This is a genomic window from Chryseobacterium sp. CFS2 (assembly GCF_036543225.1).
GTDB classification, from domain to species: domain Bacteria; phylum Bacteroidota; class Bacteroidia; order Flavobacteriales; family Weeksellaceae; genus Chryseobacterium; species Chryseobacterium culicis_A.
In genome coordinates, this window is sequence record NZ_JAZHQU010000001.1 from 147,354 (window position 1) to 169,886 (window position 22,533).

General features: G+C 37.9%; 21 protein-coding genes and 1 pseudogene. 12 read left to right on the top strand and 10 right to left on the bottom strand.

Features of this window, described 5'->3' with window-relative positions:
- The 4 genes from ODR02_RS00685 to ODR02_RS00700 all read right to left on the bottom strand — a co-directional run bounded on the left by ODR02_RS00685 (position 1) and on the right by ODR02_RS00700 (position 5,177).
- On the bottom strand, positions 1 to 1,002 hold the full coding sequence (locus tag ODR02_RS00685) for a GlxA family transcriptional regulator (RefSeq protein ID WP_309511316.1): 1,002 nt from the start codon (positions 1,000 to 1,002) through the stop codon (positions 1 to 3).
- A gap of 198 nt (positions 1,003 to 1,200) precedes the next feature.
- Positions 1,201 to 2,793: a beta-carotene 15,15'-monooxygenase gene (locus ODR02_RS00690; protein WP_309511317.1), complete on the bottom strand. Its 1,593-nt coding sequence runs from the start codon at positions 2,791 to 2,793 to the stop codon at positions 1,201 to 1,203.
- The gene (locus ODR02_RS00695) at positions 2,786 to 3,850 is read right to left on the bottom strand and encodes an HlyD family secretion protein (RefSeq protein WP_309511318.1); all 1,065 of its coding nucleotides are present in this window, start codon (positions 3,848 to 3,850) and stop codon (positions 2,786 to 2,788) included. Before ODR02_RS00695 ends, ODR02_RS00690 begins: the two co-directional genes overlap by 8 nt.
- Positions 3,851 to 3,854: 4 nt before the next feature.
- Positions 3,855 to 5,177: a TolC family protein gene (locus ODR02_RS00700; RefSeq protein ID WP_309511319.1), complete on the bottom strand. Its 1,323-nt coding sequence runs from the start codon at positions 5,175 to 5,177 to the stop codon at positions 3,855 to 3,857.
- A gap of 132 nt (positions 5,178 to 5,309) precedes the next feature.
- Between ODR02_RS00700 and ODR02_RS00705 the strand changes: the two genes are divergently transcribed.
- The 10 genes and pseudogenes from ODR02_RS00705 to ODR02_RS00750 all read left to right on the top strand — a co-directional run bounded on the left by ODR02_RS00705 (position 5,310) and on the right by ODR02_RS00750 (position 14,242).
- Positions 5,310 to 6,122 carry a helix-turn-helix domain-containing protein gene (locus ODR02_RS00705; protein ID WP_309511320.1) on the top strand — a complete coding sequence of 271 codons (813 nt, stop codon included), beginning with the start codon at positions 5,310 to 5,312 and terminating at the stop codon, positions 6,120 to 6,122.
- A gap of 99 nt (positions 6,123 to 6,221) precedes the next feature.
- Entirely contained in the window at positions 6,222 to 6,653 is a 432-nt protein-coding gene (locus ODR02_RS00710; protein WP_047384164.1) for an RrF2 family transcriptional regulator, read from the top strand.
- Positions 6,654 to 6,718: 65 nt separating this feature from the next.
- Positions 6,719 to 7,495, top strand: a complete 777-nt coding sequence (locus tag ODR02_RS00715; RefSeq protein WP_309511321.1) for a class I SAM-dependent methyltransferase — start codon at positions 6,719 to 6,721, stop codon at positions 7,493 to 7,495.
- A gap of 297 nt (positions 7,496 to 7,792) precedes the next feature.
- Positions 7,793 to 8,245 (top strand): hypothetical protein, encoded by a 453-nt coding sequence (locus tag ODR02_RS00720; RefSeq protein ID WP_309511322.1) that lies wholly within the window; start codon positions 7,793 to 7,795, stop codon positions 8,243 to 8,245.
- 58 nt (positions 8,246 to 8,303) lie between these two features.
- Positions 8,304 to 9,338 (top strand): annotated as a pseudogene (gene nirK, locus ODR02_RS00725) (copper-containing nitrite reductase); the annotation flags it as partial.
- A gap of 39 nt (positions 9,339 to 9,377) precedes the next feature.
- Complete coding sequence (locus ODR02_RS00730) at positions 9,378 to 10,208, top strand: formylglycine-generating enzyme family protein (RefSeq protein WP_309511323.1); 831 nt, start codon at positions 9,378 to 9,380, stop codon at positions 10,206 to 10,208.
- Between the two features lie 5 nt (positions 10,209 to 10,213).
- Positions 10,214 to 10,777 carry an SCO family protein gene (locus ODR02_RS00735; RefSeq protein WP_309511324.1) on the top strand — a complete coding sequence of 188 codons (564 nt, stop codon included), beginning with the start codon at positions 10,214 to 10,216 and terminating at the stop codon, positions 10,775 to 10,777.
- Positions 10,778 to 10,789: 12 nt separating this feature from the next.
- Complete coding sequence (locus ODR02_RS00740) at positions 10,790 to 11,215, top strand: c-type cytochrome (protein WP_309511325.1); 426 nt, start codon at positions 10,790 to 10,792, stop codon at positions 11,213 to 11,215.
- Between the two features lie 44 nt (positions 11,216 to 11,259).
- Positions 11,260 to 11,985, top strand: a complete 726-nt coding sequence (gene ric / locus ODR02_RS00745; RefSeq protein ID WP_309511326.1) for an iron-sulfur cluster repair di-iron protein — start codon at positions 11,260 to 11,262, stop codon at positions 11,983 to 11,985.
- Between the two features lie 13 nt (positions 11,986 to 11,998).
- Entirely contained in the window at positions 11,999 to 14,242 is a 2,244-nt protein-coding gene (locus ODR02_RS00750) for a nitric-oxide reductase large subunit (RefSeq protein WP_309511327.1), read from the top strand.
- Between the two features lie 318 nt (positions 14,243 to 14,560).
- On the opposite strand, the gene ODR02_RS00755 is transcribed toward ODR02_RS00750, so the two are convergent.
- The 6 genes from ODR02_RS00755 to ODR02_RS00780 form a co-directional block, all read right to left on the bottom strand.
- Positions 14,561 to 18,046 (bottom strand): glycosyltransferase family 117 protein, encoded by a 3,486-nt coding sequence (locus ODR02_RS00755; protein ID WP_309511328.1) that lies wholly within the window; start codon positions 18,044 to 18,046, stop codon positions 14,561 to 14,563.
- 87 nt (positions 18,047 to 18,133) lie between these two features.
- Complete coding sequence (locus ODR02_RS00760) at positions 18,134 to 18,922, bottom strand: SDR family oxidoreductase (RefSeq protein WP_309511329.1); 789 nt, start codon at positions 18,920 to 18,922, stop codon at positions 18,134 to 18,136.
- A 96-nt stretch (positions 18,923 to 19,018) separates the two neighbouring features.
- Positions 19,019 to 19,408 carry a RidA family protein gene (locus ODR02_RS00765; RefSeq protein WP_309511330.1) on the bottom strand — a complete coding sequence of 130 codons (390 nt, stop codon included), beginning with the start codon at positions 19,406 to 19,408 and terminating at the stop codon, positions 19,019 to 19,021.
- Between the two features lie 100 nt (positions 19,409 to 19,508).
- The gene (locus ODR02_RS00770) at positions 19,509 to 20,072 is read right to left on the bottom strand and encodes a Crp/Fnr family transcriptional regulator (protein WP_309511331.1); all 564 of its coding nucleotides are present in this window, start codon (positions 20,070 to 20,072) and stop codon (positions 19,509 to 19,511) included.
- A gap of 37 nt (positions 20,073 to 20,109) precedes the next feature.
- A complete protein-coding gene (locus ODR02_RS00775) occupies positions 20,110 to 20,712 on the bottom strand; it encodes a TlpA family protein disulfide reductase (protein ID WP_309511332.1) in 603 nt (200 codons plus the stop codon).
- Positions 20,713 to 20,868: 156 nt separating this feature from the next.
- Positions 20,869 to 21,588 carry a DUF6796 family protein gene (locus ODR02_RS00780; protein ID WP_309511333.1) on the bottom strand — a complete coding sequence of 240 codons (720 nt, stop codon included), beginning with the start codon at positions 21,586 to 21,588 and terminating at the stop codon, positions 20,869 to 20,871.
- Between the two features lie 219 nt (positions 21,589 to 21,807).
- Between ODR02_RS00780 and ODR02_RS00785 the strand changes: the two genes are divergently transcribed.
- Entirely contained in the window at positions 21,808 to 22,197 is a 390-nt protein-coding gene (locus ODR02_RS00785) for a hypothetical protein (protein ID WP_309511334.1), read from the top strand.
- Positions 22,190 to 22,453, top strand: a complete 264-nt coding sequence (locus ODR02_RS00790; RefSeq protein WP_309511335.1) for a helix-turn-helix transcriptional regulator — start codon at positions 22,190 to 22,192, stop codon at positions 22,451 to 22,453. Before ODR02_RS00785 ends, ODR02_RS00790 begins: the two co-directional genes overlap by 8 nt.
- The last annotated feature ends 80 nt before the right edge of the window (positions 22,454 to 22,533 follow it).

The following is a 22,533-nucleotide window of genomic DNA, read 5'->3' on the forward strand; positions in this document are numbered from 1 at the left end:
TTATTCTGTGGTTTTGAATGCTTTCCGGTATTGTGCCGGAGAAAGTGAAATATTTTTAAGGAATAGGCGGCGAAGTGAAGCTGCACTGCTAAGACCACACTTATCAGCAATCATATCGATACTCAAATCGGTGTATTCCAGCAGATTTTTGGCCTGATCCAGCCTCATTTTTTCAAGAAACTTGCCAGGAGTCATTCCGGAATCTTTAAGAAAGACCCTGGAAAAATTACGGGCACTCATATTCAAGGACTCGGCAATGTACTCTACTGTTATCATTCCGCCCAGTTTATCTTTCAACAAATCACGGACTTCTTTTGTAAAAGGAGACATTATCTCATATTCCGGCAATGCATTTCCAAACTGAGACTGCATTCCGGATCTTTTCAAATGCAGGACAAGATGGCGGGCAACCTCTGTGGCCAAAGGTTTTCCAAAATCTTCTTCCAGTAGTGCCAATGCCAGATCCATCCCTGAAGAAACTCCGCCCGAAGTATAAATAGGTATGTCCCGAATAAAAAAAGGATTAATATTCACCTCAAGTTTTGGATAGGATTTCTGTAATGTATCTGCAAATTTCCAATGAGTAGTCACCTTCTTTCCCTCCAGAAGACCTGCTTTGGCAAGAACAAATGCACCCACACAGACTGAACCCATCCTCCTCACCTTCGGACTTATATTTTGAAGATAATGATAGACATCAGGACTGATTTCATCCAGTACATTCAAAGTTGTCCCTGCTACAAGCAAAGTATCTATAGGAAAATCAATATCATAAATGGTATGACTGCAAGATAATGGCATTCCTGAACTGGAATATATGAACTTTTCTGAAGTTCCGGACACCAGATGAACATGATAACCTGATCCTTCTCTGCCATCATTTAAAAAACGGTTGGCTGATGTAAAAACATCCAACGGTCCTGCAATATCAAGCAGCTGTACCTGTGGCAGCGCCAAAAGCACTATATTTTTCATCCCGGTATGTTGTCTTTCTTTCTTCATATCTCGCTCTGTATGAATACAAATGTAAAGAGAAAGCACTTTGTCTGCAATGACAAAAAACATACAATTCCGGCCAAAGTACTTTTTATCTTTTTTGTGATTATAAAAGAGACTGCCCTACAGGACAGTCTCAGCACTCTACTATAAAATTAGCTAATAAGCTATACTTTTTGTTTTATTAAAAATTAAAATCTTCCCTTACGCAGGTGATAATCGGCGGGATTTCAAATAAAGGGCGGTACGGTTCAGATAAGGAAAAAGAAAAATCAACAACAATGAAACTGCAAGAAGCCCAGCCATCATTTCATAATAATCCATGGCAAAACGGACATGATCCTGAACATTCATTCTTCCAACCAATAGTTTATGGGCAGCTTTTACTGCTTTATCTTCTGACATTCCTCTGCTAATAAGTTTTGCGGTCTGATCATGAAGAAAGCTTTTGACTTCCGGATCAACAGCACTTAAATGATCCAGAAAAGCATTGTAATGGCGGCTTTTTTCAAACAGTTCAAAGAAATTGATCAGGGCTATACTCACGCAAAAACCCAGATACCGGATTGCCAAAGCTGTTGCAGCAGCTGAAGGACCAATAACCGCAGGAACCGATGAAATAATAAAAATAATCGTGGGAACCATAATCAGCCCGACTCCTAATCCCTGTATGAATAATGGGATATAATAATTAAATTCATCAGCCTGAATATCAAAAGAATAATACATCAATCCATGAAAAATCAATAACATTAAAAAACCTGGTCCCCAGATATATCGAATGTTTTTCTTTTGTAAAACCATGCAACAGGCGATAACTACACCGATAACCAGCCCGGTAAGATTAAATATATTGATATAGGAAATATGAAACGGATCCAAATGCAGTTCCGATGCAAAATAATTATTGGTAATTCCTGATGCAAACCTGCAGATGTACATCACAAAAAGGATCAGCAGACCCACTTTAAAATTTCTGTATCTGAAAACGCGCAGATCAATATAAGGTCTTTTAATGGCCTGCTGCCGAAATACAGAGATTATCCCTAAAACAACAATTCCTATTACACTTCCGAGAATCCGATTGTATTCCAGCCAATAATATTCCTGTCCAAAAATGGTAATGTATCCAATAAGCACCAGCATAGCGCTGAAGAGTCCAAAACTCTGCCAGTCGAGTTTATACAGATGAAACCTTGCATGTGTTCTGTAATTGCTCATTGCAAGAGTCAGGAAAATAAGTCCTGGCAGGTATGAGAATATGGCCGTTTTATAAACAATATTGAAATTATAAGAGTCAATAAGATCCGCAGTAATCAGATTATTAAACGGCAGGGCACAGATCAAAATACCGAAGAATACGGAAAAACTGATCTCACGTCCCCTCTCGCTGCTCAGCCGTGTAAAAATAAGAGTAAGCGAAAGGTTTACATTTCCTGCAAACAGCATTCCCTGAATAAAGCGAACCGGAAACAGAATATAAATCTCCCGGGTACAATAACATACCAGACACGCTAAAATCTGCAGTGTAGTGAACAGAAGAAAGTATTCCTTTGCCGCCAGAAAACTAAAAAATCTTCTTTCCAAACTGTAAAAGCCTACATATCCTGCATAAAACAATGCTACAGAGAACTGAATATCCGCCGGCTCACTTCCATAATATCCGGCAGCAGCATTCACATTGGTCAAAGGAAGAAAAAATATGATGATCCCCGGAAGAGTCATTGAAAAAAGAATGATCTTAATAAGCCATTCCGGTGCCCATTTTTTGAAAAAAGGCATTTGTCTTTTAACCATTGGAATGTTTTTTATCCGCATATACATTTACGTTCATCCCTACTTTCAAGACATCAATATCTTTTCTCATCCCATCCACTTTGATTCTCACAGGGATACGCTGTACAATTTTCACATAATTTCCGGTAGAGTTATCAGGAGGAAGCAGTGAAAAACTTGACCCTGTGGCGGGAGAAAGTGAAATAATAGTACCTTTAAATTCCCTATCGGGATAAGAATCTGCTACAATTTTTACATGATCTCCGATGTGCATATCTTTGATCTGTGTTTCTTTATAATTGGCCACCACCCATTTATCCGTTTCATTATTCACAATAAATGCCAGTGTTTCTCCGGCATCAATCATCTGCCCTACTTCAACGGTTCTTCGTCCCATTCTTCCATCATAGGCAGCGGTGACCGCTGTATAGCTTACATCCAGTTTATGGCGGTCCAACAAAGCTTCTAGTCTTGCAATTTCTGCGCGAACAACCGTTTTTTCAGCCTGAATATTATTAATCTTAGATCTAGAAGCAGCATAATTATCCTGAGAAGATTGATAATCGCTTTCGTTGATCTCTAAAGTTGCCTTTACATCTTCAAGACGTTGTTTGGTAGCAGATTCTTCGTCATAAAGTTTTTTATATCTGTTATAATCAAGCTGTTGTTTCCAGACTTTTGCTTTACTGGCATCTACCTGAGCCATTGCAGCGGCAGCTTCTTTTTCTGTAGTACCTGTAGTACTTTCCAACACTTTCAGTTCAGCACGTGCTTTCTGAATCGCTGCCTGAGTCTGTTTTTCCTGAAGAACATATTCCCGGTTATCAATAATCAGAAGGGTATCTCCTTTTTTAACTTCCTGATTTTCTTCAAATTTTACGGCTACAATAAATCCTCCGGCTCTCGAAATAATGGGATTTACATATTCCTGAACCTGCGCATCATTGGTCTGCTCATAGGCATAGTAATTCTTTAGCGTAAAACCGCCCCAGACTGCAAGAGCAGCAACAATTAAAAGGGAAATCCATCCTGTGATCTTTGTGATGAGTCTATCGGTGGGAGTATATTTTTTTTTCATTGTATTATAAAATGCCTGTAATGTTTTGTAATAAATAATAATTGTTTTGTGCCATAATTTTGGCGGCTTCCAGTTCAAATTTTGTCTGAAGAAGCTGTATATCCGCATCCAGCAGTTCAGTAATGAGAGAGGTCTGGCTGAAATAGGTGTTCTTAATGATCCGTGCATTCTCTTTGGCCTGAATGACATTCGCTTCCGCTACCTTTATCTGCTCAAGGGCTTCCTGATACCTTAAATAAGCTTCTTTCACCTGCTGCCTTACCTGATCCTCTGTATTCTTGTGTACCTCTTCCTCTTTTTCAAACTCCAGTTGAGCTGCTTTTACTTTATGGGTATTATGATAAAGGGAAGAAATGGAAAAAGAAGCTTTAATTCCTACTATTCCTAATGAATACCAGTACGGATTATAGGGATAAAGAAAAATCTGTGGATTGGCATAATAAAACTCGCCATACATTCCAATTTTAGGTCTTACATTGGCTTTTACCTGTTTCAGTTTGATCATGCTCAGTGCTGTCTGCTGTTCAGAGACATGATAATTAAAAGAATGATCCAGTGCCAGTTTCAAATATTCTTTGTAAGTCGTATTTTCATTCCATTGATTCACTGGAACTTCAGGAATGACGATCTGTTCATCAGGAATACCCAGAATAATATTCAGCTTTTGTGTGGCAATGAGAATATCATTTTCTATAGTCACTAAAGCCATCTTCCGTTTTGAAAGTTCAAGTTCTATTCTTAAGACATCACTTTTTAAAACAACTCCGTTTTTATACAGAGCCTGTATTTCTTTAAGCTGTGTTTTCTGATCGGCTATATCCTGTTTTATAAGATCCCTGAAAATTAATGTTTTCTGGAGTTCAAGATAAAGCGCAGCTGTTTTATAATGAATATCAGAAACCGATTGTTCTTTCTGGATATCCTTAATTTTCTGAAGGGTCTGATTCTCTTTAATCTTAAGATTCAGCTTGTTTCCATTGTAAATATTCAGATAAAAATCTGCTCCGGCTCTGTAGAGCGTATGGATAACTTCATGCTGTGTAGGTTTGGAAAAAATTCCGTTTTCATAAATAGGGATATTAGAAGCTTTTTCTAGAGAACCTTTAACATCAATTTCCGGAAGACGTTCTCTTTTGGCATCTTTCACTTCGGCTTCGGCAATGTCTACGTTGATGGTATTGATTCTGATATGGCGGCTGTTTTCCTCAGCTTTTTGCCACGCATCTTTTAAGGAGAGTCTTATCGTATCCTTTCTTGGACTGCCAGTTTGAGCTGATAGAGTATAGGAAATTCCTAGCATCAGCAATCCGGCGACATAAATTTTCATTTGAATTTTTGAATTATTGCACTGCAAATTTATCCTCAATTCGCAAATTATATTTATCTAAAATAGTCAACTTTTACATGATTCCGGCCAAATGATTATATTTGCATTCTCATTGGTATTTTAATTTTTTCTATGGGATTAATCGCTGCGCTTCCGGACATTGATAAAGACGACAAAAGTGTATTTGTTATGCACGAAAAATCGGAAAAGCTGATTCCCTTCCACAAGCATACGAAAGGACAGCTGAGCTATGTAGAAGGCGGCATTGCTTATATTACGATCAGCAACAGGACGTATGTGGTTCCGGCCCGGCATTTTTTCTGGATTCCGCAGGGAATGGAACATATTTTAGAAATCGGACACTCTGCCACAGTTCTTCGTTCTCTTTATTTCTATGCTCATGATGATATCTCAGATCCTTTCTACAGCAGGCTGGGAATATATCCGGCATCAGAACTGCTGATTCAGATGATCAAGTATACTGAAATATGGGATGAAAAACATGTTACCGTAAAAGATGAAAATTTTGAATTCTTGGTCGCTTTAAAAAAAATACTGCCAAAAACCCATCAACAGCCGTTACCCATCATTCTTCCTGCCACTCACAACAAACAGATGATGAAAATTGTATCTTACCTGGAATGGAATATCAGCGAAAAACTTACTTTGGCCAATGTAAGCACCAGATTTGGTCTGAGTGAACGCTCTATGTCCCGACTTTTCAAAGCAGATATGGACATTTCTTTTCTTCAATACCTGAAAACGTTAAGAATCATCAAAGCCATTGAATTGCTTTTAAATACAGATAAGCCCATCAATGAAATTGCTGATGATGTAGGCTACAGCTCCATTAGCGCCTTTAGTGATACTTTTCGCGAATTTACACAATCCAGACCTTCAGACTTAAGAAAGAGTAAAAAAACGACTCAAAATTCCATCGGATAGTCAGTTTATCTATGACCTTCGTCAGCTTAAAAAAATAAAAGAGTAATTTATCTTTTATTAAAAATATCTTTCTATCTTTGTATCATAAAACTCAGAAAAATGTTTTCAAAAACCTGTGAATATGCCTTAAGAGCTTTGATCTACATCGCCCAGCAGTCTAAAAATGGCAGCAGGGTCGGGATTAAAGACATTTCAAAAAGCATCCATTCGCCGGAACACTTTATCGCCAAAATTTTGCAGGACCTGAGCAGAAAAGGATTTGTACAATCTGCCAAAGGCCCGAATGGAGGTTTTTATATGGATCAGAAAAACCTGAATACTTCCATTGCTGATATTGTAAGGGAAATTGATGGTGATAAGCTTTTTTCCGGTTGTGGACTTGGACTGGAGCAATGCTCAGAAATACATCCCTGCCCTTTGCATGAACAGTTTAAAAGCATCAGACAAGATCTCCGTATCATGCTTGAAACTTCAAAAATTCAGGCTTTTGTTGATAACCTGGATTTAAAACTAACCCATCTGAAAGTGTAAAAAAATTTGAATAAATAAAAGACAAAAAAGTCTTTATATAATAATGAATTCAAAAAAATAATCTAATGCATACAGAAAATATTGAAAAAATGTCCGGACACTGGTTACTGGCTAAAATCGGTAAAAAAGTGTTGCGTCCGGGAGGTCTTGCGTTGACCAAAAAGATGTTATCAATGCTGGACATCAACGCTGATGATGATATGGTGGAATTTGCTCCCGGTCTTGGGTTCACCGCACACATGGCATTGGAAAAAAAACCTGGTTCTTATATAGGAATTGATGCGGAGCAAAGCGCCGTGGAATATCTTAACAGAGAATTTGAAGGGACATCAGCCCAGTTTAAACTGGGAAATGCCGCAGAGAGTTCTTTACCTGAACAATCGGCGAGTAAAGTATATGGAGAAGCAATGCTGAGCATGCATGCAGACCACCGGAAAGCAGAAATTATCCAGGAAGCCTACAGAATCCTGAAACCTAAAGGATATTATGCAATTCATGAGCTGGCTTTAAGACCGGAGAATCTCGACAGTAATGTAAAACTACATATTCAGAAGGAACTGGCTTTGGCTATCAAAGTGAATGCACGTCCATTAACCGTTTCTGAGTGGACCGCATTATTGGAAAAAGAAGGATTTAAAGTCCTGAAAGTAGAAACTGCACCCATGCATCTTCTGGAACCTCAAAGAATTATTGATGACGAAGGAGTTTCCGGAGCCATTAAAATTGCTAAAAATATATTACTCAATCCCTCCATCAGAAAGAGAGTGCTCAAAATGAAAAAGGTATTCAAAAAACATGAACAAAACATGTGTGCTGTGGTGATTATCGCAACAAAAGAATAAGTTTTGAAGGTGAAAATAAGGTGATAAAAGTCAGAAGAAATAAAAAACAATTCACTCTTTTATCCTGAAAATAGATTTTATATTTGTATAAGAAAAGAAGAAGAAAGTACCTTCAAAAACCGGTAAAAATTACAGTTCATCAGCAGTTCAGGATTACGATATCCCTACTCATGATATAAGTTCTGCTCCTATTTTTAAAATTTAAAAAACTAAATATTTATTGATTATTTTATAGAATTCACTTAGAAAACAATTTAATAAAAGATAAAAAGGTATTAATATCTCAAATAAAAATAAATGAAACTGAATGTTAAAAATCCTCTTGTGTTAATGATGCTTTGCCTGATGGCAGGTGTTTTTATCACGGTCAGTTTTCTGGAAACCCCCATGAAGTTTCAGGTTCCGGGAATGACACTTCCCGTAGCCCTTGAGCTGGGAATGATGATGTTCGGAATATCCACTAAAATACAATGTGTTTTCCTTATCCTTATTGTAGCAGGAATGCTCGTAAGCAGAAAAAAATATACGAAAACAGACTTTATAATAATAGTCGTTTTATTAACGATCCTGTTGTTAGAAAAATTCTGGATGCTCCCTGTCCTGGATGATCGGGCTCAACTGTTATCAGCCGGAAAACCGGTTTTATCGTCAGAAATGCATAACTATTTCATCTATGCTGAATCTGCCAAAGCAATATTTCTGTGTATAGCCATCAGCTTACAATTTATAAAACAAAAAAATGAATACTGAAGTAATTCTGCACAATGTTTACTCCAGCAAAAAAATTTAAACTATTAATTCCCTTATTATGAAAAAAACGATCGTACTCACCACAGCATTATGCACAGTGATGGTATTCAATGCCTGTAAACAAAGCACTTCACCAGATACAGTCAATGGTGTCAATACGGAGAATATAAAAACGAATGGAATAAGTGAAGAATTAAAAATGCCTGCTCCACCTCATGTTCCGGCCCCTGTTGGAACCCGTGCTGCTAAAAAAATCATTGTAAAACTGGAAACGATAGAGAAAACGGGAGAACTGGCAGATGGAACACAATATAATTTCTGGACTTTCAACGGAACAGTTCCCGGAAGCTTTATCCGGGCAAGAGTTGGAGATGATATTGAACTTCATCTTAAAAACCATGAAAATAATACCTTCCCCCATAATATAGACCTTCATGCTGTAAACGGACCTGGTGGTGGTGCTGAAGCTACTTTTGTAGCTCCCGGTAAAGAAGCTGTCTTTACTTTCAAAGCACTCAACCCCGGATTATATGTCTACCATTGTGCAACAGCACCTGTAGGAATGCATATTGCCAACGGAATGTACGGTCTTATTCTTATAGAGCCTGAAGGCGGCCTTCCAAAAGTAGACAAAGAATTCTATATCATGCAGGGGGATTTTTACACGAAAGGAAAATTCGGAGATAAAGGATTGCAGGAATTTGACATGGATAAAGCGATTGCCGAACACCCTGAATACGTAGTCTTCAATGGAAATACAGCCTCACTTTTAGGTGATAAAGAACTTCAAGTAAAAACAGGGGAAACAGTAAGGTTCTTTGTAGGGAACGGCGGCCCTAATCTTACCTCTTCTTTCCATATTATCGGGAAAATCTTTGACAAAGTATACATCGAAGGAGGCAGCAAAATAAATGATAATGTACAGACCACTGTAATTCCTCCCGGCGGGGCATCTATTGTAGAGTTTAAAGCGACAGTTCCCGGAGAATATGTGATTGTAGATCATGCAATTTTCAGGGCATTCAACAAAGGTGCTCTAGGCAAGATTAAAGTAACCGGACCAGAAAATCCGGCAGTGTATAAAAAGAATCAGTAATGAATTAAGGTTCATTGGGATTTTAAAAGAGAAACAATGAGAACTTATGTAATTATAGTAGGTCTGACAGTCTGTTCAGTAATGACATTTTGTTCCGAAAAGACGAAAAGTGCGAAAGTAAAAATTCCGGTCCAAAAACATTTAAGCCTGATTGTAAGTCAGAAAAAAATGATCAAAATACAAGGAGGAACGTATAAGGCATTCATTGGCAAAGATTCAGGAAGGATTGTAAGAGTACAGACTTTTTACCTGGATGACAGCCCTGTTACGAACCGTGAATATCTTGAGTTTCTTAAAGCAAATCCTCAATGGGCACGAAGCAAAGTACTAAGACTCTATGCAGACAGTAATTACCTGAAACACTGGAAAAGTGACTATGAAATCCCGGCAGGAATAAGCCCGGAAGCACCTGTCACCAATATTTCATGGTTTGCCGCTGAAGCGTATGCAAAAAGCACAGGCAAAAGACTTCCGGCAATCGACGAATGGGAATATGCGGCACTGGCAGATCAATATACTCCGGATGCCTCCAGGGATCCCGCTTTTACAGATTATATTCTGAAAGCTTATCAAAAAAAGGATAAAAACCAACAACCTATAAAACAAGAGCCACCCAATTATTACGGAATTTATAATATGTATGGAATGGTTTGGGAATGGACTTATGATTTCAATTCGGTAATGATGAGTGGAGAATCCAGAAAAGATAATACGGTGAATGACAATCTCTTTTGTGCCGGAGCAGCAGTAACTTCTTCTGATCTAAGAAATTACGCAGCCTTTATCCGATATGCATTAAGAGGAAGTATAAAAGCAGATTACTGCCTTAATAATCTAGGATTCAGATGTGCTAAAAACAAAAATTGACTCTTATGAAAAATATAACCCTCATGCTGCTGGCTTTGATGATGATATCCTGCAGCAAGAAAAATGAAGAGATAAGTCCTGATTCTATCTACAACGTACAGACAAACTGGGAGAAGCAGGATGGTGAGAACATTACATTCTCGGATCTGAAAGGAAAAGTACTGGTAACTGCAATGATTTTCACTTCCTGTAAAACGGCCTGCCCAAAACTGACCGCAGAAATGAGAACAATCGCCCAGAAAGTAGGAAAAACAAATCCAGAGGATATTCAGTATGTATTAATTTCCATTGATCCGGAAAATGATACTCCAAAAGTAATGAAGAGACACCTGTATGTAAACCGGTTCGATGAAAAAGAATGGACTTTCATCCGGGGTAATGAAGAAAATACCAGAGAACTGGCCAATATAATGGCTGTAAAATATAAGCAGATATCTCCTATAGAATTCTCCCACTCCAACATCATTACAGTGTATTCAAAAAAGGGAACTCTTGCTTTTCAGAAAGAAGGTCTCGATAGTGATTACGAAGCTATTGTGAGCGAAATAAAAAAACAAATACAACTTTAAATGGATAAGATTATGAAAAAATTACTTGTAGCAGTTTCACTGTTTTCACTTGCTGTAACGTCATGTTCAGATAAAAAAGGTACAGATCCCATTCCTCAGCCACAGGAAAGCAATACAATGCTGGAAGAACCAAAACCCCAGGAAGCAGCACCAGCCGCCACTCCACTTTCAGGAGCTGATGCAGAAATAGCTGAAGGAAAATCCCTTGTAGAAGGAACAGACTGTTTATCATGTCATAAAATCGATTCAAAACTTGTAGGCCCCGCCTATCAGGAAGTGGCAGCAAAGTATAAAGAAGCAGACCTTGATATGCTTGCACAGAAAATTATTGACGGCGGTAAAGGCAACTGGGGAGAAATTCCCATGACTCCCCACGCAGGATTGAGTAAAGATAACGCCAAGCTGATGGTGAAATATATTCTGTCACTTAAGAAATAGAGTAAAAAAATTTAAAATAATAAAAGATAAAAAAGTATTATATTATGAATACAAGAACAGACTTTATAGGGAATATGGTTGCTGAAGATTTCAGAACAGCAGCAATTTTTAAAAGACATGGTATTGATTTTTGCTGTAGAGGCGGAAGAACCATTGAAGATGCCTGCAGTAATAAAAAACTTGATGCTGAAAGTATTTATGAAGAACTGGAAGCACTTCCAAAAAACGAAGGTACTGCCATAGATTTCAACAGCTGGCCTCTGGATCTTCTGACGGATTATATTGAGAAAACACACCATCGTTATGTAGAAGAAAAAACTCCTGTTTTGCAGGCATTTCTTGATAAGCTTTGTAAAGTTCACGGAGGAAGACATCCGGAGCTGTTCGAAATTAACACCTTATTTAATGACTCTGCACACGATCTGGCTGCTCATATGAAAAAAGAAGAATTGATTCTTTTCCCTTTTGTACGGAATATGGTAAAAGCTAAAATATCAGGTACATCCCTTCCCCAGGCTCATTTTGGAACAGTAGAAAATCCTGTCCATATGATGGAACACGAACATACAGTAGAAGGTGAACGTTTCAGAAGAATTGCAGAAATCACCAATGAATATCTTCCACCTGCAGATGCCTGCAATACCTACAAAGTAGCTTTTGCCATGCTTCAGGATTTTGAAAATGATTTACATAAACATATCCATCTTGAAAATAATATCCTTTTCCCAAAAGCTATCCGACTGGAGAAAGAATTTGCCGTTGAATCTTAAAAACTAAAACAGAATGACACCTAAAAAACTTTGGATATGGCTGGCGGTAGTAATGGTTGCTTCGTTTGCTGTTCTTATCTTCTATGGAACTGAAATTTACAGAAAAATCCCTCCAATTCCTGACAAAGTAGTAAGCACAGACGGAACTGTTATTGCTACCGGACAGGATATTAAAGACGGACAAAACGTCTGGCAGTCTATCGGCGGACAAACCGTAGGAAGTATCTGGGGACATGGTGCCTATATTGCTCCGGACTGGACGGCCGATTACCTCCACAGGGAATCTGTTCTGCTGCTTGATGAACTGGCGAAAAAGGATGGAAAAGTTTACAAAGAACTTCCAGATGAAGGACAGGCCAAATATCAGGTACTGCTGAAAAAAGAACTTCGTACCAACACCTTTAATGAAAGCAATAACGAAATTATTTTCTCTCCCGAACGGGCCCAAGTACAGAAACAATTAGCTCAGTATTATTCAAAATTATTCATGGATGATGCTTCTATGGCAAAACTTCGTGATCAGTATGCTATTCCGAAAAATACGATCAAAGATACCGGAAGAATGGCCAAAATGAATGCTTTCTTTGCATGGAGTACCTGGGTTTGTATTACGGAAAGGCCGGGAGATGATGTGACCTATACCAATAACTGGCCTCATGATGAATCGGTTGGAAATGTTCCTCCGCCTTCCCTGCATGTATGGTCTGGTTTCAGTATATTACTTTTATTAGGATGCGTAGGCCTTTTGGTGTTTTATCATGCCGGAAACAAAGAAGAAGAAATCAGTGAAGCGCTTCCACACGAAGATCCGCTGCGAAATATGAAACCTACTCCGTCCATGAAGGCGACTTTAAAGTACATATGGGTTGTTGCCCTATTAATCCTTGTTCAAATGCTTGCCGGAGTAGTGACTGCTCATTACGGAGTAGAAGGAAGCGGATTTTATGGTATTCCTTTGGATCAGTTTCTACCACAATCAGTTTCCAGAAGCTGGCATGTACAGCTGGCTATATTCTGGATTGCTACCTCATGGCTGGCAACCGGACTTTATATTGCTCCTGCCGTTTCAGGATATGAACCAAAGTATCAGAAACTGGGCGTAAATATTTTATTTGGAGCTTTAATGATCGTTGTGCTGGGATCTTTAACCGGACAGTGGCTCGGGGTTATGCAAAAACTGGGTCTGGTAGATAATTTCCTTTGGGGACATCAGGGGTATGAATATGTAGAACTGGGAAGAGTCTGGCAGATCTTACTGCTCATCGGGCTTATTCTCTGGCTGGTTTTAATGGTTCGAGCTCTTCTTCCTGCCTTGAAGCGGAAAGATGGAGACCGTCATTTGCTGACCCTGTTTACTCTTTCATCAGTAGCCATCGCATTATTTTATGGAGCCGGACTAATGTATGGAAGACAAACCCATATGGCGATTGCAGAATATTGGCGATGGTGGGTAGTTCACCTTTGGGTAGAAGGTTTTTTTGAAGTATTCGCAACCGTAGTGGCTGCCTTTTTATTTACAAGATTAGGATTGCTAAGACTAAAATCTGCTACCAATGCCGTTTTATTCTCAACTATTATCTTTCTTGGTGGAGGTATATTGGGAACATTCCATCATCTGTATTTCAGTGCCACCCCTACAGCTGTTCTGGCATTAGGAGCTACTTTCAGTGCCCTGGAAATAGTACCGCTTGTTTTGATTGGTTATGAAGCCTATCAAAATTATCAGCTGAGTAAATCCACCCAATGGATTCAAGCCTACAAATGGCCTATCTACTGCTTCATTGCCATGTGTTTCTGGAATTTCCTCGGGGCAGGAATCTTTGGATTTGCTATCAATCCTCCTATTGCTCTTTACTATATTCAGGGATTGAATACCACTGCTGTGCATGGCCATGCAGCTTTATTCGGAGTCTATGGAATTCTGGGAATCGGATTAATGATGTTTGTTTTGCGAGGACTTTATCCTGACCGGCAGTGGAATGATAAATTAATAGGATGGGCTTTCTGGCTTATCAATATCGGATTGCTGGTGATGGTAACGATTAGTCTTCTTCCCATAGGTATTATGCAGTCCGTGGCTTCTATAAAAGAAGGGTACTGGTATGCAAGATCTGCAGAATTTATGCAGACTGATATCATGCATTTTCTGAGATGGCTGCGTGTACCCGGAGATATTTTACTGGCTGCTGGTGAACTGCTTTTCGTTATTTTCATCATGGGACTAAAATTTGGATGGTCATTGAAAGAAAAACGTTAGTATGAATCTCGTAGGATTTTTAATCTTTACAATTTGATGATTTTTACATTACTTGAACTTAATTTTTAGCGCAAAGGAATATTATCATTATGTTTATTTAAGGAAGCGAAGAAGAGCGACTTTGTCGCGGATGAAGCGTTATGGTAATACATTCGCTTAAAAATGATCAATGAAATTGATCAAACCTCTTTACTCCCTTACAATCATAAGAATTATAGATAAAGCTTTGCGTTGATAAAATGAGATTCTATTAATTCATTCTGATTTACATTAAAAAAGCCTTTAAATTGAGTATTTAAAGGCTTTTTATTTGGTAATTTATTGTGTTGCTTTCATCATTGCATCGGTAATTTCAATTTCCTTTTTCCTGGAATAAGTAGAGTCAAAAGGTTCCATCACATTGAATAAATACTGATAAAAAGGAGCAATCTGACGTACATTTTCAGATTCCTTCACGGCATTATTTTTATCCATTTGCTGCAATCTTTTTATAAAAACACTGAATTTCTTATCAACAGGTTCAATAGATTTTAAAAGGTATTCATGACCTTTTTCTCTCTGTCCTATGGTCTTGTAAGCATCCGTTACCGCTGCTACAACCAATGCATATTCCATCGGTTTTGACCTCATCTGTCTTCTGGCCATTGCTTTAAATGACGGAGAGAGATTCTGATAGTAATCATATTCTTCAAATATTTCTTTTTTAAGGGTTTCTGCCAGCTGAAGACCTTTCTGCTCCTGCCCTGCAATAATATATCCGGTAACCATTGCACTTAATGAGCGCGGATCATTGTACTTCTCTGCAGGAATTTCTTTGGCAGCAAGATTCAGTAATTCCAGCGCCTTGGCTTTTTGTCCGCTTATTACCAGTGCAGAAACAGCTCTGCTCACAGACATTCTGTAGCCCAGAATATTGGAAGTAGCCGTTTCATCATAATAAATACTGAGGTCTTTAAAGTTGCCCCATCTGAAGTTTTTCACCACCTGATAAAGAGAGTTGGCATCTACCCTTCCTTTATCTCCATCCGGACTTTGAGGTGTACGGATAGGAATCAGCCTATAGCTGAAGCCATCAAACTGAAGATAATCATCAAGATAAAAAATATTTTCACTGTCATACATTCCGCCTGAAGAGAAATTTACAGGTCGCTTCCAATCAAAATTGGCTAGCATATCAAGCATCATCAGGTTACTTTTATAAAGTGTATTTGCTTCGTAATTGATCATAATCTGATCCACAGCGTTGGGAAGATCAGCCTGATTAATGATTCCAGATTTTACGGCATTTTCTTTATTTACCGGAAGTATAAATTTACTGACCGGAAGAATATTGTATTTTTCATATTGTTTGTCCCCAAAGTACATCTTCAGCAATTCATCTTTTTCAGATGATTTTAATTTCAGGAATTTCATAACATCCTTCAAAGTCAAGGAATCCTGCGTCAGATATTTTTTAAAATCCTGGAAAGTGTTGTCCGGAGCTCCCTGTTCTTTAAGCATTTGGAAAATTCCTTCCCAATCCTCTTTTTTCATCAGATATACCTGATCATTTACGCCATCCCGATACTCTTCATGAGTCAATTCACCTGGAATTCCCATTGCATTGTATGTTCTTCTTTTTACCTGATCGATATTCCATGGAGTGGCCAAAAGGGTAAAATTTACCGTTTTTACATCATCCCTGAACCTTTCTGTTTCCTGAATTGCCCATACCGGAAAAGTATCATTATCCCCATAAATAAACATGATATCATTTTTAGGAAGTGACCGTAAAAATGAATAGGCATAATCGCGGGCTGCTGTTTTTTTGCTTCTGTCGTGAGAAGTATAATTCTGGAATCCCATCATCAAAGGAATTCCTAATAAAATAACTCCCGGAAGAATATTGGAAACCTTGGATTTCACCTTAGACTGAATCATCAAAAGGATGGCTCCTGCTCCCAGACCAATCCAGATGGCAAAGGCATAAAATGAGCCTACCATGGCATAATCTCTTTCTCTTACTTCAAATGGTTTTACTCCGGTATAGAAAACAATTCCCATACTTGTCAGAATAAACAGGGAAAAAATGGCATAAAACCGTCCAAAATCTCTGTTCAGCTGGAAAAAGAAACCAATCAATCCTACAATCAATGGAAGAAAGAAAAACTTTACGGTACTTTCATTTTTAAATTGGGCAGGCATATGATCCTGATCTCCAAGCAAAGCATTATCGATAAAAGAAATCCCTGATATCCAGTTTCCTTTGGTATTTTCCATATGGCCCTGAAAATCATTCTGTCTTCCTACAAAATTCCACATCAGATATCTGACAAAATAATATCCGTTCTGGAATGAAATAAAATAATCCATATTCTGGGCAAAAGAAGGACGCTGCACCTTGATAAGATCATAAGGTTTTACTTTCAGATAATCTTCTGCTGTGATGGAATCTCCTTCATATTTCGCCCTCAGTTCTTCAAAAATACGTTTGGCCTCCGGATTGTCTGCAACATCTTCGTTATCATAATTAAAAGTAAAATCTGGAGCTCCATATAAAGAAATATAGTTTGCCGTTACCTCTTTATCTTCATTGAACATCCTTGGCATAAAACTTATGTGCGATTTATTAAACACATAGTTGAATCTTTCTCCGGTCTTTCTGTACGTTCCGGATTTTTCATCTTTTTCGTAAATATCTCCGGTGATTTCCCTTTTGTAACTTCCGTCTTCATCTTTTTCCAGTCCGTTTTTATCAAGAAATGCGGTGTAATTCTGTCCGTAAATAGTAGGCCAGTCACCATATTGTACTCTGTTATAATAATCTCTCATCCCGATCGCCGTATCTGGATCATTAAGATTCATCGGAGGATTGGCATTGGCTCTGATGGGAATTACCAGCCAGCAAGAAAATCCAATGATCATATAGACAATGGATAAAACTACAGTTTGGTATATCTTTCTTTTGGTGTTTCTGGCATATTTAATCAGGAAATAACAGATTACTGTCATGAGGATAAATGCAGCAACCGTTCCTGAATGGAAAGGAAGCCCAACACCATTCACTAAAAAAATCTCAAGCTTTCCAAACAAGGTCATGATCAAAGGGAAAATAATCTTGAACACCAAGGCCAAAATTCCCAATGTGATTCCATTAGCCAGCATAAAACTCTTCCAGGAAAAAGTATAGTTTCTGGCATAATAGACAAGGCAGATAGCAGGAATTGCCAGCATACACATCATATGTACTCCCACAGAAAGTCCTATGATAAAGAAAATAAGAATAACCCATCTTTCGTTATCAATAGCTTTATATTCGTTTTCCCATTTGGTGATAAGCCATACCAGCAAAGCAATAAACATGGAAGCCATTGCATACACTTCTCCTTCTACTGCTGAAAACCAAAATGTATCTGAAAATGTAAAACATAAAGCTCCGATTACTCCGGAAAACAGAATCGCAATTTCCTGACGTTTTGTAAGTTCCTCAAAATCTTTATGTAAAAGTCGTCTTAAAAAATGGGTAATTGTCCAGAACAGGAACAAAATGGTAAAAGCACTGAATAACGCTGACATCGCATTGATCACAATAGAATAATTTTCAGCATTTCCCAATGCAAAAATACTTGCCACGGCTCCCATAATCTGGAATAAAGCGGCGCCCGGAGCATGAGTTACTTCCAGTTTTACCGCTGAAGAGATATATTCTCCACAATCCCAAAAACTCAAAGAATGTTCTATCGTTGAAAGATAAGTAATAAGTGCAATAGCGAAAAGGAACCATCCCAGCACGGTGTTCCATTTTTTAAAAGGCCAGTTTTTCATATAATATTTTCCAATATTCATATGACAACCAGAGGAAAGAGTTTATTACATGAAAATTTTATTTATTTTCTTAATAATTGATTGATATCAATACGTATTATTCAAGCCTCCATCCAAAGGAATACTTGTTCCGGTAAGATAGCCTGCATATTCTGAAGCGAGAAAAGCTACAAGATGTCCATATTCTTCAGGTTTTCCGAATCTTTTCATAGGAATTTTATTTTCCCTCGCCATTCTTATTTCTTCTGCCGGAGCGCCCGTTTGCTGAGCCTCATGCGCAACCAGTTTTTGAATTCGTTCAGTATCAAAATACCCTGTTAAAACATTATTTACTGTAATATTATGTTCGGCAATCTCATTGGAAAGAGTTTTTGCCCAGGCAATTACTGCAGAGCGGATAGAATTTGATAGGGCCAGGTTTCCGATCGGTTCTTTTACTGATAAAGAAGAAACATTGATGATACGTCCATTTCCCTGTTTGATCATATGTGGCAGAGCCAATAATGTTGTTTCACAAACTGTTTTAAAAAGAAGATCAAATGCTTTCTGATAATCCTCGGTATTCTTATCCTGTGCTAAACCAGGTTCCGGTCCATTGGTATTATTAACCAGAATATCTATGGAATGATCATTGAAATATCCTGCTATTATTTTCTTATACCTTTCAAAATCTGAAAAGTCAGCGACCAGATAGCCGTGTTTCTGATCAGAAGTGATGACCGGCAGTGAAGAAACAAAGTCTTTAAGTTTTGTTTCATTACGAGCCATAACGGTAACATTAGCGCCACATTTTGCCAGTTCTAAAGCAATTCCTGCTCCTATTCCCTGAGTTGCTCCTCCTACTAAAGCATTTTTTGAAAAAAGTTGAATATTCATATGATCTTTGGATATACTAATTGGTATAGGATAAATGTAAGAAAAAACCTCCAAATTATGTTTTGAAGGTTTAATTTTTTAAGCTCTGTTTCTCATTTATTTTACGGCTGTAGCTTCAAGTTCCACCTTTAAAGTTTCAAACAAACCTTTTACTTCAAGCATCGTTACGGTCTGCTGAAGCTTATGCCTTGCAATCCACTCCTGAAGAATGGGAAAGTGAGGCCAGAGCTCTTCAGTAGAGGTTGTATAGATATTTAATCTTACTATATTTCCACATTCATATCCTGCGGAGCTGATCACCTCTTCCAGATTGACAATAGCCTGTTCCAGCTGAGATTTCATATCTTTATCACTGGATATTCCATCAGGATCAATAGCTGCCTGTCCGGAGCAGTATAAAGTACTTTCAACATTTTTTACTTCTACAGCTTGTGAGTAGCTTCTCTCCTCCTGCCATTTCCAGGGATTAACTGTTCTTTTTTCCATTGTATTGAATTTGTTATCTGTTATTACCATACAAAATTGCACAACAGATACAGTAAATTCGTGTGATCCCGATCACGATTATCATGTGAGGATAATCACTTTACAGAGGCAGGCGGCTCAAAGTTTCTCTGGAAACGCCTAAATAAGCTGCTAAAAGAGACTTTGGAACGCGCTGGACAAGAGATGGATATTTTTTCAAAAGCTGGTCATACCGTTCTTTTATTCCTGTTGTCATCATGGAAATAGTACGCTGCTGAGCCGAAATGAAACCCATATAAGCTTTCTCAAGGAAGAAATGCTCCAGTTTTGGAAGTTGGGCACAGAGTTTTTTGTAATCAGCTAATGTAAGACATAATACTTCTGTATCTTCTATACATTCCAGAGACATGGTTGCTGTATTTTGTTGATAATAAGCGGGAAAATCTGTTTCCCACCAGTCTTCCATGGCAAATCCTACAATATGTTCTTTCCCTGTTTTGTCTGTATACACCAACTTCAGCAGGCCTTTCAATACAAAATAATTGTAAGGTACTGCTTCTCCTTCCTGTACTAAAAACTGATGCTTTTTATATTTTTTACAGGTGAAACAGGATGATATGAATTCAAATTCATCATCATTAAGAGGAGTTATTTTTTCGATGTGGTTTCGCAGCTGATCCAGCATATTCAGTTTCTTTACCCTATAAAATTACACTTTAAACCTAAGGTTTCTCTTTCAGCAGTTCGTCCATCTGTTTATAAAATGAATCTTTACTGTAATCTGCAAATCCTTTATGATACAAACGGATTTCCCCTTTTTTATCCAGTACAACAGTAGTAGGCAAAGAACCGCTATAAAGTACAGCAGGAATATTTCCGGCCGGCACCAGAAAAGGAACCGTAAAGCCTTCTTTCCTTAAATAAGATTTTCCTAAGGCAACATTATCATCAAGATTTACGGTAAGAAATACCATATCGGGATTGCTTTTATATTGATCATATAGTTTCTGGACAGACGGAAACTCTGCTCTGCACGGAGGACACCATGATGCCCAAAAGTTAATGAAAACTACTTTATTCCGGAAGGCAGAAATATCTATGATCTTTTCATCCTCATTTTTCAGAATAAATCCGGCATAGGAAACTTTGGTTGAATTATTTTTTGTTTCTTTTGGTTCTGATATGCTGGAATTGAGAATTCCTGTGGAAGCAACCTGTCTCATCAGCCAAACTTTTGCATCTTTATTCACTAAGATGACCATAAACAATATAGTGAGTATTGTAGTAGAAACATTTTTCCTTAGCCATGTTTTCAGATTTTCCATTTTCTTCCGCTTAATTCTTAGCCAATATAAGATTAATATTTGATCAAAAGTCCGGAAGGATTGTTTTTACATTAAAAAGCCTTCAAATATTTAGATTTAAAGGCCTTTCTCTGTGTTTTTACTTTAAGTTATGATCATGGTAAGATTCTTTAAAAGCTATATTTTATTCAACAGTTTCTCTCTGAAAATAAAAAGCAGCGAACTGAAAAATGTCAGATAGGCAATATTGAATATTGCACCTCCCACCCAACCAGAAAAAGGAAGCGGTAAGAGTCCTTTTATAGGGATAATACATAAAGTCAGTACAAATGGAGTCTGCAAAGCCATCCATCCCGGCAGCAGTGTTTTATTTAAAAGAATACATACAGCCAATGAAACCCAGCCTACCGCCAATACTCCAATAGCCATTCCCCAGGCGATATTCAGCATTTTCATAAAGCCTCTTCCTGTTTCCAGAAGATAAGGATGGGCAACAGAATCGGTATGATAAACCGCCTTATAAATCTCTCCAACATAGAAGAATCCGGCATGCCCTAAAGGCGACAAAACTGCCCCGGCCAATAAAATCCAATACACAAAGACTGCATACCATTTCTGGGTATCTTTGAAAAACTGATACACCAGCCATGTGACAGGAAGCAGCAAAGGACCAGTAAGCGCTCCGATCAAAGCTCCAAACATCAATCTGGAAGTGGAACCTTCCAACATTAAAGTGGCAAATTCAACATTTACCTGATCTGCATAGGTCTTTGAAAATAATGGATAATCTGAAGGATCCGGATCAAATCCGGCAACATAAACATCACCGATGATCCAACACACTGAAACGGCAATGGCAGCTGCAAAAGACCAGTTTATTTTGGCTGAAAATTTCATAATTTTTATATCATTAATGGTTAGCAAAAATGGTTAGCAAACTTTACATCATTCCTTGCATAGGTTCTTCATGAGGAATTAGAAAAGCTAATTTTACTATTAAGAATAATTCTAAATAATAATTATCTTTGTGCAAAACTATCCTAAACAGGTAACATGATGGGTACGTAAAACGGAATAAAAAGTCCGCAAAAAGGAAATTCTAAAAAGAGAAGCAAAATGACAGTAAGGCTATATGATGAAAACTTTGGAAATATGCTCATGGAGCGAGATTATCCTTCCTCTTATCTCTTACATGACGGAGGCATCCAGGAATGCATTATCCAGCTCATTCCTCCCTATGGAAATGGTTTTTATCACGAAATAAGTTTCGCCAACGTTCATATCAGTTTCGGAAATATTTTATTGCCGAAGCGGCTTCAGCTGTACCTGGAAAGTGATTTTGATTCGGTAGAAATGCATTTTACCCTTAAAGGAAAAAGTAAGGCGATTTCAGGTAACTTCCAGAAAACTGTAGCATTTGAGAGCTATCAGCACAATATTATTTATGCCCATCATATGGAAGGCAGAATGGAATTTGAAGGCCCGGAAATGCATTTATTTGGATAGTTCACTGAATGACCTTGCCCATCTGGTAGGAACTAATGAATTTACCCTAAAGAAAGGCTTTAAAGAAATTTTCGGGACAACCGTATTTGGATTCTGGAATGATCTTAAAATGGAACAGGCAAAAAAACTGCTTCTCGACAGCCATCTGAATATCAGTGAAATTTCCGACCATATCGGTTATAAAAATCCAAGACATTTTTCAGCAGCATTTAAGCGAAAATTTAACATATTACCCAGCCAACTCAGAAACAGATAACAGAGTCTGCCCGCTTTTGAGCCCTTTCTGATCGATTTCTTATACCTGACCATAATAAAATTCAACTCATCATCGTTAAT